Here is a 14,113-nt window from a genome sequence, read left to right as displayed (position 1 = left end):
TGACAATCCTCTTGTACTATACTACTGATTAATGGTATAAGTAAAATTAATAGTTCTAATGATGGGTATAAGGGGTGGTTATATGGTAAGTAAATTAGATCTGTACCGTATTTTTTGTGTTGTCGGTAAGAATGAAAGCTTTTCAGGGGCTGCAAAGGAACTTTTTATGACCCAACCTGCCATCAGCCAATCGATTATGCAGTTGGAACGGGAGCTCGACACACGACTATTCAACCGGACGCCTAAAGGAGTTACATTGACGAACGAAGGAAGCCTTCTTTTGGAGTATGTTAATTCGGCCATCAATTTAATCGAAATCGGTGAGGAAAAGATTGCCGAGTTCAAAAATCTGACAACCGGTGAGCTGCGAATCGGCGTCGGTGATACGATTTCGAAATACTTTCTCCTGCCCCAACTGGAAGCCTTCCGTTCTCGTTATCCGAATATCAAATTGAAAATCGAGAATGGAACGACGGACGAACTTATTTCATTCCTGAAATCGGGGGAGGTCGATATCGTCGTCTGTAATTTGCCTGTCAGTGACCCAACGTTGAATGTAACGTCTTGCATGGACATCCACGATACGTTCGTCTATGGAGATAAATATCGGAAGCTGCTTGCAAGGCCGGTCGGATTCCGGGAACTTGCCAAGCTGCCGCTCATCTTCCTTGAGCCAAGTTCGAATTCGAGGAAATATGTCGAAGATCACTTTTTATCCAAAGGCGTAAAGCTCTCGCCCGAGTTCGAATTGGGCTCCCATGATCTCGTCGTTGAATTTGCAAGGATGAATATGGGGATAGCATGTGTCACACGTGAGTTCACGATAGACTATTTGGATAGTGGAACACTCCATGAAGTCGAGCTGACGGAGCAGATTCCGCATCGAAGCATCGGCGTCTGCTCGTTGAAGAGTGTGCCGCTATCGCCGGCATCGACTAGATTTTGGGAGCTTGTTATAGGGGAATGATATGTTGATCGTGCTATTGATTTATGCGCAATTATTTCCGTTTATGCGCATTTCGCGAGATTTATGAGCTTTTATTTCCATTTATGCGTTTTTGGACAGTTTTATGCGTATATAATTGGAGTTATGCGCGCTTGTCAGGATTTATGCGTTTCTGGCGCGGGTGGATCAACTAAAGGGGGATCAGTACAATGTTTGCTTTTAGAATTGATGAAAACATCGAGTTGCGTTTATTGGAACTCAGACATGCCGAAGAGCTATTTCAATTGACCGATCAATCAAGGGAAAGCCTCCGCGAATGGCTTCCTTGGCTCGATTTCACGAGAACGATGGCGGATTCAAGAAATTTTATTGGCAGTACATTGCAGCAGTTCAGTCGGAATGACGGCTTCCAGGCGGGCATTTGGTACAAAGGAGAGCTTGCTGGCGTAATAGGCTTGCACAGCATTAATTGGTCAAACAAATCGACTTCTATCGGCTATTGGCTAGGAGCCGGCTTCGAAGGGAAAGGCTTGATGACGAAAGCTTGCCAGGCGGTTGTTGACTATTGTTTCAATGAATTAGAGCTGAATCGGATTGAAATCCGTACAGCGACTGAAAATCAGAAAAGCGCAGCCATTCCGCAACGGCTCGGTTTCCAGCTGGAAGGTAACTTGAAACAAGCGGAGTGGCTGTATGATAAGTTTGTTGATCATTATGTGTTTGGATTGGTGAAAGAGGAATAGCGAAAAACGGAGGACAAGCGATGTCCTCCGCCTCATTTTCATATCTCGATAATAAATGGAAGAATCATCGGTTTTCTTCTCGTCCGGGTGTAGAGCAGCTTCTCAACTGACTTCCGGATGGCGTGTTTCAAGTCATTCTGCCGGTACCTGGTGGAAGGTTTTGCATCTTTAATCGTTGAAATGACTAACTGGTTCACTTCCTTGTAAAGCTCATTTGCATCGCGTTCATAGACAAAGCCACGTGAAATCGTATCCGGATCCGAAATGATTCGACCATCCGCTTTGCTCATGGAAACGATGATGATGAGCATCCCTTCTTCGGAAAGAAGTTTGCGATCGCGCAATACGACTCTTCCGACATCCCCGATGCCAAGACCATCCACAAAGACATTCCCAGCTTCTACATGTCTCGTTTGGCGTGCGATTCCATTTTGAATGTCTACGACATCCCCGTTGTTAAGAATGAAAACATTTTCACTTTCCACACCGATCGATTCGGCCATTTCGCGATGCAACTCCAACATGCGGTATTCACCGTGAATCGGAATGAAATAGGTTGGTTTCATTAACGACAGCATGAGCTTCAACTCTTCCCGGTATGCATGTCCGGAAACGTGCATACCCGTTGCGCCGCCGGTCCCATATATGACCTTTGCTCCGAGACGATATAGATTATCGATAATCCGCGACACGCTTTTTTCATTCCCTGGTATCGGGCTGGAGGCAAATATGACGGTGTCTCCGGGCAGCACCGATACTTGGCGGAAGTTGTTGCTAGAGAGACGCGATAACGCCGCCATCGGTTCACCCTGGCTGCCGGTACAAATGATGGCGACGTTTTCAGGATCCATCTGATCGACTTCTTGCGGTTCGATCAGCATGCCTTCGGGAATCTTCAAATATCCGAGTTCCTCGGCGACTGACACGACGTTCACCATGCTTCTGCCAAGCAATGCAATTTTTCGGTTCGTCATATGCGCAGCTTCGATGATTTGCTGGACACGATGGACATTTGAGGCGAATGTTGAAATGAAAATCTTACCTTCCGCTTTCCGGAATGCGTCTGCAATATGCCCGCCGACAACCCGTTCGGATTGCGAGAAGCCGGGGCGCTCTGCATTTGTACTTTCAGATAATAAAAGCAGCACACCCTTTTTCCCGATTTCGGCCATCTTATGAAGATCCGCATACTCATCGTTAACAGGCGTAAGGTCAAACTTGAAATCGCCAGTATGCACAACTGTTCCTTCGGGCGTTTCGAAGGCGATTCCAAGACAATCCGGAATGCTGTGATTCGTTTTGAAGAAGGTGGCGGATATCGATCCGAGGTCGACAGTTGAATCTCCGTTTATTAATATAAGTTCAGTTTCCCTCAGCAGTCCATGTTCTTTTAATCTTAACTGGATCAGTCCGAGTGTCAGCCGTGTCGCATAGACAGGGACATTCAGTTGCTTCAGGAAATACGGAATACCTCCGATATGATCCTCATGCCCATGAGTGACAATGAGTGCCCGGACATTTTCCCGGTGTTCCTTCAAGTAGGAGATATCCTGGATGATCAGATCGACGCCCAATAAATTCTCATCCGGAAATTTCGAACCGCAATCGATGACGACGATATCGTTCGCGTATTGAATGACATACATATTTTTACCGATTTCATTGATGCCGCCTAAAGCAAAAACAGCTAATTTTGTGTCCACATCGATGTCCTCCCACATTGGTAATGAAAAAGGGCTGTCTCGTCGTTACGACAGAGACAGCCTTTACTCCGAAAGTAGGATTCGAACCTACGGCCTATCGGTTAACAGCCGATTGCTCCACCGCTGAGCTATTTCGGAAGGATATTAGTAATCCTATAATGTGCAGAATGCGGTGGATTATTCATCTTTATTTTAAAAAATTGAGCGGCAATGAATTAGCATGTAATTTTGGTGTACAAATTAAATGAAATATACTTCACATCCGCCCGGAGCGGAAGATGGAGTAGATCATGAAAAGAAACATGAGCGCGGCGATGATGGAACCGGCTTCAATGATCGGGAACTGCCATAGCACGTTTGTCTGGCCGGCGATGGCTGAGCCGATGATCAACCCGACCATGAGAATGCTGAAGGACAGCAGGATGATACTGAATGAAAGGCGGTTGCTGATCCGGTCAAGCCGATGCAGAAAGGCTTGAAGTTGCTGAATATTGATGTCGAGCTGAAGCTTCCCTTTTCGGATTGTCGTCGCAATTGCTTTCAAGTCCTTTGGCAGATTCGTTAGGATTTCGATGTTTTCAACAAAGTCTTTCCACGAATTTTCAAGCAGGTTCTTCGGATGATAGCGCTCTCGCATCAATTTCTCTCCAAAAGGCTCGACCGCTTCCATGATGCTGAGCTCAGGGTCCAACTTCGCAATGAGCCCTTCGAGTGTAAGGATAGCCTTACCTAATATCGAGATTTCAGATGGGATGATAATATGGTGTCGGTAGGCGACTTGAAACAGTTCGATGAAGATTGCCCCAAGGCTCACATCATTTAATGATACATCGTAATACTTCGTTTGAAGATCATCCACGTCCCTCGTAAATGCCCGCATGTCTGTGTCTTCCGATAGGATACCCATATCGGAAAAAACTTCGATCATCCCTTCTGTGTCTCCTTCGCGCAAATTGAGGATAAGCGAGGCAAAATGGTATTTCAGCTCCTTATCAAGCCTTCCGACCATCCCGAAGTCCAAATAAGAAACGACGTGTTCAGGGAGGATGTAAATATTACCTGGGTGCGGGTCACCGTGGAAAAACCCTTCATCCAAGATTTGATGGAACATCGAATCGACGATCCGTCGCGCAATCAACTTTCGGTCATACCCGCCTGCGTCCATCTTTTCCAAATCATTCGCTTTGACACCGTTGACCATTTCCATCGTCAGCACCTTGTCCGTCGAATAATCCCAATAGACTTTAGGTATATGGATACTCGGATTTTCCTCGAATTGTTTCGCGATACGCTCACTATTGCGCCCTTCCACCCGGTAATCCAGTTCATCTTGCAATGATCTGGAGAATTCGATGACCATCTCGCGGAGGTGATACGTTTCGGCCCAATCCGTATTGTCTTCTAAAAAGCGGGCCAAATCGCTTAAAATGGCAAGGTCGGTCTCCATTGTTGGTCTAATGTCAGGCCGCTGAACTTTGACAGCAACCTCTTCTCCACTTGGCAAGTGTGCGATATGCACTTGCCCGATCGAGGCGGTAGCTAACGGCTTCTCATCGAATGTCTTGAATAGATGTTCAAGAGGCTCTTCGAGTTCAAACTCTACTATTTCCCGAATTTGATCAAACGGAACAGCTGTAACATGGTCCTGAAGTTTCTCAAGCTCCGAAGCGATTTCAAGAGGAACAAGATCCCGCCGTGAACTCGCAATCTGTCCAAGTTTGATGAAAGTCGGTCCCAATTCCTGCAAGGCATGACGAAGCTTGACCCCGGCATCTTGCATATTCATTTCATTTCCGCCGTCGTCGTTTGACGAACTGCGATCGGTTAGCCCTAACCGGAACAGAAAGTGGCTGAACCCGTTGCGCAGAAAAACATTCGTAATCTCTTGAAATCGTTTTGTATGCCGTATTCGTATCTTCAACAAATTAATTCCTCCAAATCTATCGCAGCGGTTTACCTATCCATATACCCTTTTACGATTAATGTTAGCCATTGTATTACTTCTTTACGCGGCCGACAATTAAAGGCCAGCCCCTCTCAAACGTTGTGATTCCAAAGAAAGCTAGACTCATTTCGTGTTACACTTAACAAAAATCAATAGAGGGTCATTCCATTGGATATTCTTTTTTTCATCACAATCATATTAGTAGCATCCATCCTCCAGACTGGGACCGGGTTTGGCTTCTCAATCGTTGCGACACCGTTTCTTCTGCTATTATTCGATGCACGGGATGCCATCCAAATCAATCTTCTTTTGTCGTTAGTCATTTCATTGGCGATGTATCGGAAAGTGAGGACTGATATTGATAGGGGAGTGATGAAGCGGTTCATCATGGGCAGTTTCATTGGGTTGCCGCTTGGGATTATCGTATTCCTGCTCGTCGATATTCCAAAGTTAAAGCTGGGCATCGGTATCATCATCCTTCTGTTGACAGCCCTTTTGCTTCTGAAGTTGAGGATGAAGCAATCACCGAACAGGGATGTTGCCATCGGTGGACTTTCCGGTGCGTTGACGACAAGTATCGGAATGCCGGGGCCGCCATTGCTGCTTTATTTTTCAGGTGCGGACACGGCAAAAGAAACATTGCGCGGCACGACGCTCGTCTATTATTTATTCATCTATTCCATCAGCTTGCTCATCCAGATCGTATTTGCAGGGACTAGTGTTACAGTATGGAAATCGAGCGTTCTTGCATTGCCAATTGTTTGGCTTGGCCTTTATGCGGGGCAGTATTTATTCCTGAAGGTCAATCAAGCAGGTTTCCGCATTTTCATGTATATCATTTTACTATTTACGGGGATTTATTTGCTGTTAAGCAACTAAAAAAGGGCTGGCACACGCCACCCCTTTCGCTTATTAATAAACCTTGTCCCCATTAAAAATGGAGTTTTTCACGATTACATAATCAACTGTACGGATAGCATCCAACTTTGTTCCGCCTGCATAGGAGATGGACGATTGGAGATCCTGCTGCATTTCAGTAAGCGTGTCTTGCAGTTTCCCTTTGTAGGCCACATGCATTTTTTTGCCTTCGACGTTTTTCTTCTCGCCTTTTTGGTATTCAGAAGCAGATCCGAAATACTCTTTGTATAGCTTGCCGTCCATTTCGATTGTTTCGCCTGGGGACTCTTCGTGACCGGCGAAAAGGGATCCGATCATGACCATGGACGCGCCGAATCGAACCGATTTTGCGATGTCTCCATGTGTACGGATGCCGCCGTCAGCGATGATCGGCTTCGAAGCGGCTTTTGCGCACCAGCGAAGCGCTGCCAGCTGCCATCCGCCAGTTCCGAAACCGGTTTTAATCTTCGTGATGCAAACTTTACCCGGTCCGATGCCTACTTTCGTTGCATCTGCGCCAGCATTCTCGAGTTCGCGGACCGCTTCCGGCGTACCGACATTGCCAGCGATGACAAACGTTTCCGGAAGATGTTTTTTTATATGCTGGATCATGCGGATTACGGCGTTTGAATGACCGTGCGCAATGTCGATTGTAATATAGTCCGGAATAAGCTGGTCAGCTGCCAATTGCTCGACAAAGCCGTACTCCTCCTCTTTCACACCGACACTGATTGAAGAAATCAAACCACGGGTATGCATATCTATAATGAATTCAGCACGCTTTTCTGGGTTGAACCGGTGCATGATATAGAAATAACCGCCTTCCGCCAATTGGATGGCGACCTGTTCATCAATGATCGTCTGCATATTTGCAGGGACGACCGGCAATGCAAATTTGTGTTTACCTAACATGACGGAAGTGTCACATTCTGAGCGACTATTTACTATACACTTAGCGGGAATCAATTGAATATCTTCATAATCGAATACTGTATCCATATACTACACTCCTAAAGGCGAATGATATTTTTTATTTCGATGTAAACGTTCGTGCTTTTGTAATTTACATTATTTTTCCCCATTCGTCAATTACTATTCATACTTTACGAAAGTAATATTCCAAAATAAGGGTGTTCAATGGATTTATAGATGATATGATGGGTGGAAGTTTGAAAATTCACAGAGGTGATGGATCACTATGAGGCTATCTTTAAAATATTTAATAGGGTTGGTTGCGTTCCTATCGATAGTGCTGACTTTGGCGGCCAGCATCATTTCGGGTTATCGGGTGGAACAGCAATCGTTAATTGAGAATACATTGGAAACGAACCGTGCGTATGCGGTGAAAATGGCACAGTCGACGGAGTCGTATTTGTCGATGACACTGCAATCAATGGAAGCGAGCGCAAATCAGATTGCGCCGTTAATGGGACAAGAAAATGTTGAAGAAATTTTACTATCCGAAGTGAATCGAATGAAGAAACAGACGGATACATTCAACTCAGTTGCTATAGCTGCTAAAGATGGTGAAATTCTGGCCGTCTCCCCGGAGACTTTGGCTTTAAAGGGGAAAATGCTGAACTCGGAAGGCGGTCGCGAAGCGCTGAAAAAGCGCGAAGCTTTCATTTCACAACCTTATATCGGATTAACAGGGCGCTTGATCATTTTCCTATCCTATCCGATTTTCGACAATGAAGGTGATTATCTCGGCCTTGTCGGGGGAACAGTTTATTTAAAAGAGGAAAACATCCTTCAACAAGTATTGGGTGAACATTTTTACGAGGACGGCTCCTACGTGTATGTCGTGGATAAAAGCGGTCGCATTATATATCACCAAAATCCTTGGCGGGTAAACGATATTGTGTTGGAAAATGCCGTTGTCCAGCAATTGATAACAGGTAAGAGCGGTGCGATGGAAGTTGTGAATACGGAGGGAGTCGAAATGTTGGCGGGCTATGCGACGATTCCAATAGCCGATTGGGGCATCGTGACCCAAAGGCCGAAGGAAGTCGCTTTGGCCTCCTCCGTCACGATGATAAAAGAAATGATCTTGAAGACGGCTCCAATCCTACTTTTCTCCTTCCTGGTCATTTTACTTTTGTCTTATAAAATTGCTCAGCCTTTGACAAGGCTTGCTACATACGCCGAATCCAGCACGGAAAACAATCAAGGTGAAAAAATAAATGATGTGCATGCTTGGTATTACGAAGCGATTCAATTGAAAAAGGCATTGAACTACAGCTTGAATTTCTTTATTCACCAATCGACGGTCGATCCGTTGACGAAGCTGATGAACCGGCGAGTCATGGACGCCCATTTGGAACAATGGACAGAGCAGGACCGCCCTTTTGCATTGCTTATTTTTGATATTGATAAATTTAAACGCGTCAATGATACGTATGGACATGCTATGGGTGATGAAGTACTGAAATACTTGGCAGCATCAATGCTTGAAGTCGCCAGTAAAGATGATGTATGCTGCCGTTTCGGCGGGGAGGAGTTTGTCATGCTGTTGCCTGAGACGGATCGGCAGACGGCATTCCAAGTAGCGGAACGCTTGCGCAAGAAATTAGAAAGCACAAGTAGTCCATGCGGGGAAGTAGTGACGATATCGATCGGGATTGCGATGCATCCAGAAGATCGCCAGGACTCAGGCGAACTGTTGGAGTTGGCAGACCAAAGTCTATATGAAGCGAAACGGACAGGTCGTAACCGGACGATTGATTATGCTACACTGAGAATATGAAAGCCCAAGGAGGACATAATCATGCAATATTCGAAATCGAAAATGGAACTGCTTGTGAAAAACAATTCGGAATTGACGCAGCGGTTGAAGCAGATCATGAAGGAACATGAGCTGGAAAAGAGTTTTGCATTGAAGGCACTGTATCACTCCGAAGTGAAGGAAAGCGGCAGGTTCATGAAAGATTACCAGGAACTTTGAAGCGACGATAAATAGGCAGGGACACATCTCGACGTGTCCCTGCTTTTTTCTATTCATGACTATAAAAGCTATTTCATTGATTAATAGGAACGTTTGTTTTATATTGTTGGAAGGAGGTGGAAGGTTTTTTGTTGAAAAGGAAGTAAAAGGGAAATATAATATAATTTAATTGAAAGGAGGGAGTCATATGCAAAATCGGGTAGAGGAATTGGAGGAAGCGCGCTTGAAAGGGTTAAATCAAGGCATCTGGCAAGAGAAGGTTTCCACAGTGCTGACAATGCATGGCTTGGCTTTCTCCACAGAAAAAATCGCCTTGGTGACGAGGCTCACTACAACAGAGACCAAAGCCATTATTTCGGAAAATTGGCGTTAGTATAGGAAGAAACATGACTTGTGAGTATCTTTATCGAGAACCACAGGAAGAGCCACTGAAGACGAAATGTTTTCAGTGGCTGATTGTCTATCTGTTTTGATATAAATGAATCAGGTTTTGATTTTGCCCTCTTGCGAATACGTCCGTCCGGTTCGGTCCCCATGATACAGCTGAAGGCCTCGAGGTGAGCGATCCGCCGAGATTTTGCCAGTCGGACCAACGTGTGCCGTTCCACTCCAACAGGTACAAGCCGTTATCCGTCCCCCTTACAAATACTTGCAGGCGGTTCGGTTGCTTGGAGGAGACGGTTGGTCCGCCGACTAGGATTCCGCCAAGGCTTTCCCAGTTGCTCCAAGAAGATCCGTTCCACCATTTATGGATCAAGTCTTGGTTTTGTCCCCGAGCGAATACGTCAATCCGGTTCGGTCCCCATGATACGGCAGCCGGTTCCGAAGTCAAATTGCCGCCGAGATTCTCCCATTCTTCCCAACGAGATCCGTTCCACGTCTTTTTGTATAGTGCATTGTCACTTCCTCTTACGAAGACATCCAATTGATTGGGCCGGCGAGATGATGCAGCCGGGTCGCTCGTAAGCACACCGCCAAGACTTTCCCAATCATTCCATTGCCGTCCGTCCCACCATTTATGATAAAGGGAATTGTCTGTTCCTCTTACGAACACATCAATACGGTTCGGTCCCCAAGACACAGCTGCAGGAGCTGAAGTTAACACACCGCCAAGGCTTTCCCAATCATTCCATTGCCGTCCATCCCACCATTTATGGTAAAGGGCTTGGTCCGTTCCGCGGACAAACACATCCAATCGATTCGGCTGCCAAGAAGATACTCCCGGAGCGGATGTCAAGACACCACCCAAGTCCTCCCAACCGATCCAACCTTGGCCGGGCCCGGGTCCAGGTCCTGGTTGGCCTCCGCGGATTTCATCCAGAGTCAGTTGAATCACCCGCAACAAGATACGGTCAATAACGTTTTGAGGGATATTGAATTGGCGGAAGAATAGATTCATCCAAGGGTATTGCTGCTGAAACTGCCGATAGATTTGTTCAGCGGTTTGGTTCGCAGTTGACGCATTGATTGTGGCTCCGATGACGAGCGTGAATACATAATTGGTGATGACCTGATTCATGCCGTACCGGTCGAGTTCCCGGTACAGGTCATAATTTTCCCTTCTGATTTTCTGCAAAATCTGCTGAACGCTTGCTTGACGCTCTCTTTCATCAGGGCCGAGTTGTGCAAACTGGTTCATAGGCATCATTGAAGGCGCCATATAGCCATAATAAAACAATCAAACACCTCCTCTGAGTGATAAGATAGTATATGCAAAGCGCCTGTGCAGGTGATTAATCCCCGAAAGGAGACAAGCTGATTTGAGCACCCATATAACACAAAATAGGATCATGGAGCTGTGCGGCTCCGTCTCATTCAAACGGGGCGAGATGTTTAACCGTGCAGGGAAAGTGACGTTTACACAATATAGCAACACATATTGCGAAGCGATTGTGGCAGGGAAGGAAAACTTCCACGTCACCATCGATCTATCGGGTGAAAAACTTCAATCGGAGTGCAGCTGTCCGGTTCTGCCTTACTATAAATTCAAATGCCAGCACGTAGCGGCTGTTTTGATAGCCATGATGGAACGCAAGCGTGAGATAGCGCCGGATTTGGCGGAAGGAATGCTTTCCCTTTTCAATGACAAACCAAGAGCTAGCGGACATCAGCTTCATTTCGAAAATAGGGAAGTGGTGGAGCTCGCTTTTACGTTTAAGCCCGTTGTTGCGGGGAAACAGCAAATGCTTGGCATGGAGTTGGCTGTTGCAGGAATTCATGTGGAGGACATCCGGCAGTTTTTGGAGGATGTGAATGAAAGACGGCCAAGCACACTGAAACGTACATTCACTTTTGATTCCCAACTGCATTGCTTCAACAGGGAAGCTGATGCTGTTCTCCAGCAACTTATCGGTATTCATAATGAAGATAGGGTTTTCCGGCACGGTTCAGTGAGCCCCGCTACATTGCTAATCCCGCCATCCTCGTGGGAAAGGTTACTGAAGGTTATAACTCAAGCAAGCGACGTACAACTGGAAATTGGCGGCAGAATAACGAGCTTTCACATAGTGGAAGCGACATTGCCCGTCCATTTTCATTTCGAAAAAAAGCAGGAAACCGGGCATGTTCTCACAATTGATGGGTTGAACCATGTGCACGTATTGGAGGCTTACAAGCTTGTCCTTTGCGATGGGCAATTATTCCAGCTGAGCAATGAGGATTGCAAGCGGCTCGCCGATCTGCAAAAAATGATCGAGACGTCAGGCACACGCCAGCTGCCCATCTCCAATGAGCAAATCGGATTCTTCATCGAAAAGGTAGTACCTGGACTGAGGAGAATCGGCGAAGTCCAACTCGATGAAACGGTAATGGACCAGCTCGTAAAATCTCCTTTGAAGGCAAAGCTGTACATCGATCGGGTAAACAACCGATTGCTTGCAAGCCTCGAATTCCAATATGACCAGATCGTCCTGAATCCTGTTACGGAGAAGGATTTGCCGGCGGGATCCGTATTGGTCCGCGACCTTGATAAGGAAGAGGCCATCCTCCGTTTAATGGAAGACAGCTCATTCGCTACAACGGATGAAGGGTATTTATTGCACAATGAGGAATTGGAATATGAATTTCTTCATCACATCCTCCCGAAACTTCAGAAGTTCGTCCAAGTGTATGCGACGACAGCAATCAGGAACCGGGTTTTCAGGGGGAATGCCAAACCGCGCATCCGGGTGAAAGCGCACGAGGACCGGACGAATTGGCTAGAATTCAAATTTGAGATGGACGGCATACCCGATAAGCAAATACGTGAAATCCTTGAAGCGCTGGAGGAAAAACAGAAGTATTACCGTTTGCGGAATGGCTCCCTTCTTTCATTAGAAACGAAGGAGTTTGAAGAAATCCAACGGTTTTTGAATGAAATTCCGGAAGACATCGAGACCCTCGAAAAGGGATTGAACGTTCCGATGGTGCGTGGCATCCGATTTTTGGATTCAGTCGGTAATGATGAGATGTTTTCCGTTGAGGAATCTGCTCGCCAGTTTTTTGAACGTCTACTGAATCCCGGCGATTACGCGGAAGTGCCACCGTCGTTGGAAACGGTATTGCGCGATTATCAAAAAACAGGTTTTCAATGGATGAAAACGATTGCTGAATTCGGCGTCGGGGGCATACTTGCAGACGATATGGGGCTCGGTAAGACGTTGCAGAGCATTGCATTCATCCTGTCTATGCTTCCTGACATCCGCGAGAAGAAACGGCAAGTCTTAATCGTCTGCCCCTCTTCATTAACCTATAACTGGTTGAGCGAATTCCGGAAATTTGCGCCTGAAATAAATGCCATCGTCATAGACGGGTCAAGAAAGGAGAGGGCAGAGCGGCAAAGTGATGTGGAGGACAAGGATGTGTTGATCACGTCTTATCCTTTGATTCGCCGGGATATTCAGTGGTATGAGAAACAAGACTTCCTGACGATCTTTTTCGACGAGGCGCAAGCATTCAAAAACCCGTTTACGCAAACGGCACGGGCTGTGAAAAGATTGCATGCAGACACCTGTTTCGCGCTGACCGGAACGCCTATCGAAAATTCGGAGGAGGAACTTTGGTCCATCTATCACGTCGTATTCCCTGAACTGTTCATGGGATTGCAGGAATATAGTGAACTTACGCCGAAAGCGATATCCCGCCGAGTACGACCATTTTTGCTGAGACGGATGAAGGAAGATGTCCTCGGAGAGCTGCCGGCAAAAGTCGAATCGATGGAATCCGCGGAGTTGCTTCCCGAACAGAAGAAGCTGTATGCCGCCTATTTGGCAAAGCTGCGCCACGACACGTTAAAGCATTTGGATAAGGACACGATCCGAAGGAATAAAATCAAAATTCTCGCCGGTTTGACGAGGTTGCGGCAAATCTGTTGCCATCCGGCGTTGTTTGTTGACGGCTACCAGGGCAGTTCCGCGAAGTTCGAGCAGTTGAAGCAGCTGATTCAGGAATCGAAGCAGGCTGGGAGAAGAGTGCTGATCTTTTCACAATTTACGAAGATGCTTGGCATTATCGGCAAGGAACTTGCAATGAAAGGTACTCCGTTTTTCTATTTGGATGGCCAAACACCTTCCGAGGAACGACTGGAATTATGCAATCGATTCAATGCAGGAGAGCGCGATGTTTTTCTCATTTCATTGAAAGCGGGCGGGGCGGGCTTGAATTTAACGGGGGCCGACACCGTCATCTTGTACGATCTTTGGTGGAATCCCGCGGTGGAAGAGCAAGCCACGGACCGTGCCCACCGCATGGGTCAACAGCAAACCGTCCATGTCATCAAGCTCGTCGCGCGTGGCACGATTGAGGATAAAATGAATGAGTTGCAGGAGAAGAAGAGGAATCTGATCGAGGAGATCATTGATTCTAAGGATGCTGCTAATACTACATTGACTGAGGACGACATCCGGGAGTTGCTGGAAATATAGAAGTATAGTTGCTGCAAGGGCAGTGGATACTACT

Annotated in this window: 11 protein-coding genes and 1 tRNA gene; 7 read left to right on the top strand and 5 right to left on the bottom strand. The window is 46.4% G+C overall.

Annotated features, from left to right (window positions below; all coding sequences use genetic code 11):
• The first annotated feature begins 82 nt into the window (after positions 1–82).
• Together M3152_RS13565 and M3152_RS13560 are read left to right on the top strand one after the other, a co-directional pair.
• Positions 83–967, top strand: a complete 885-nt coding sequence (locus tag M3152_RS13565; RefSeq protein WP_251695744.1) for a LysR family transcriptional regulator — start codon at positions 83–85, stop codon at positions 965–967.
• A gap of 188 nt (positions 968–1,155) precedes the next feature.
• The gene (locus M3152_RS13560) at positions 1,156–1,689 is read left to right on the top strand and encodes a GNAT family N-acetyltransferase (RefSeq protein ID WP_251695742.1); all 534 of its coding nucleotides are present in this window, start codon (positions 1,156–1,158) and stop codon (positions 1,687–1,689) included.
• A 38-nt stretch (positions 1,690–1,727) separates the two neighbouring features.
• On the opposite strand, the gene M3152_RS13555 is transcribed toward M3152_RS13560, so the two are convergent.
• From M3152_RS13555 to M3152_RS13545, 3 genes are all read right to left on the bottom strand, one after another.
• The gene (locus tag M3152_RS13555) at positions 1,728–3,410 is read right to left on the bottom strand and encodes a ribonuclease J (RefSeq protein WP_251695740.1); all 1,683 of its coding nucleotides are present in this window, start codon (positions 3,408–3,410) and stop codon (positions 1,728–1,730) included.
• Between the two features lie 48 nt (positions 3,411–3,458).
• Positions 3,459–3,530 (bottom strand) — tRNA-Asn (locus M3152_RS13550).
• 118 nt (positions 3,531–3,648) lie between these two features.
• Entirely contained in the window at positions 3,649–5,316 is a 1,668-nt protein-coding gene (locus tag M3152_RS13545; RefSeq protein ID WP_251695739.1) for an ABC1 kinase family protein, read from the bottom strand.
• Between the two features lie 189 nt (positions 5,317–5,505).
• On the opposite strand from M3152_RS13545, the gene M3152_RS13540 reads away from it, so the two are divergent.
• Positions 5,506–6,216 carry a sulfite exporter TauE/SafE family protein gene (locus M3152_RS13540; RefSeq protein ID WP_251695737.1) on the top strand — a complete coding sequence of 237 codons (711 nt, stop codon included), beginning with the start codon at positions 5,506–5,508 and terminating at the stop codon, positions 6,214–6,216.
• Between the two features lie 33 nt (positions 6,217–6,249).
• Here M3152_RS13540 and guaC read toward each other — a convergent pair whose 3' ends face one another.
• Positions 6,250–7,233 carry a GMP reductase gene (gene guaC, locus M3152_RS13535; protein WP_251695735.1) on the bottom strand — a complete coding sequence of 328 codons (984 nt, stop codon included), beginning with the start codon at positions 7,231–7,233 and terminating at the stop codon, positions 6,250–6,252.
• A 199-nt stretch (positions 7,234–7,432) separates the two neighbouring features.
• Between guaC and M3152_RS13530 the strand changes: the two genes are divergently transcribed.
• The 3 genes from M3152_RS13530 (at position 7,433) to M3152_RS13520 (ending at position 9,551) form a co-directional block, all read left to right on the top strand.
• Complete coding sequence (locus M3152_RS13530) at positions 7,433–8,980, top strand: sensor domain-containing diguanylate cyclase (protein ID WP_251695734.1); 1,548 nt, start codon at positions 7,433–7,435, stop codon at positions 8,978–8,980.
• Between the two features lie 21 nt (positions 8,981–9,001).
• On the top strand, positions 9,002–9,178 hold the full coding sequence (locus M3152_RS13525; RefSeq protein WP_251695732.1) for a hypothetical protein: 177 nt from the start codon (positions 9,002–9,004) through the stop codon (positions 9,176–9,178).
• A gap of 187 nt (positions 9,179–9,365) precedes the next feature.
• Complete coding sequence (locus M3152_RS13520) at positions 9,366–9,551, top strand: hypothetical protein (protein WP_251695731.1); 186 nt, start codon at positions 9,366–9,368, stop codon at positions 9,549–9,551.
• A gap of 87 nt (positions 9,552–9,638) precedes the next feature.
• On the opposite strand, the gene M3152_RS13515 is transcribed toward M3152_RS13520, so the two are convergent.
• Positions 9,639–10,856 carry a DUF346 domain-containing protein gene (locus M3152_RS13515; RefSeq protein WP_251695729.1) on the bottom strand — a complete coding sequence of 406 codons (1,218 nt, stop codon included), beginning with the start codon at positions 10,854–10,856 and terminating at the stop codon, positions 9,639–9,641.
• 82 nt (positions 10,857–10,938) lie between these two features.
• On the opposite strand from M3152_RS13515, the gene M3152_RS13510 reads away from it, so the two are divergent.
• The gene (locus tag M3152_RS13510; RefSeq protein ID WP_435371946.1) at positions 10,939–14,079 is read left to right on the top strand and encodes an SNF2 helicase associated domain-containing protein; all 3,141 of its coding nucleotides are present in this window, start codon (positions 10,939–10,941) and stop codon (positions 14,077–14,079) included.
• The last annotated feature ends 34 nt before the right edge of the window (positions 14,080–14,113 follow it).

The organism is Sporosarcina luteola (assembly GCF_023715245.1).
GTDB lineage: Bacteria > Bacillota > Bacilli > Bacillales_A > Planococcaceae > Sporosarcina > Sporosarcina luteola_C.
Note: the sequence above shows the minus strand (reverse complement) of the source record. Positions and strands in the feature narration are given on the sequence as shown.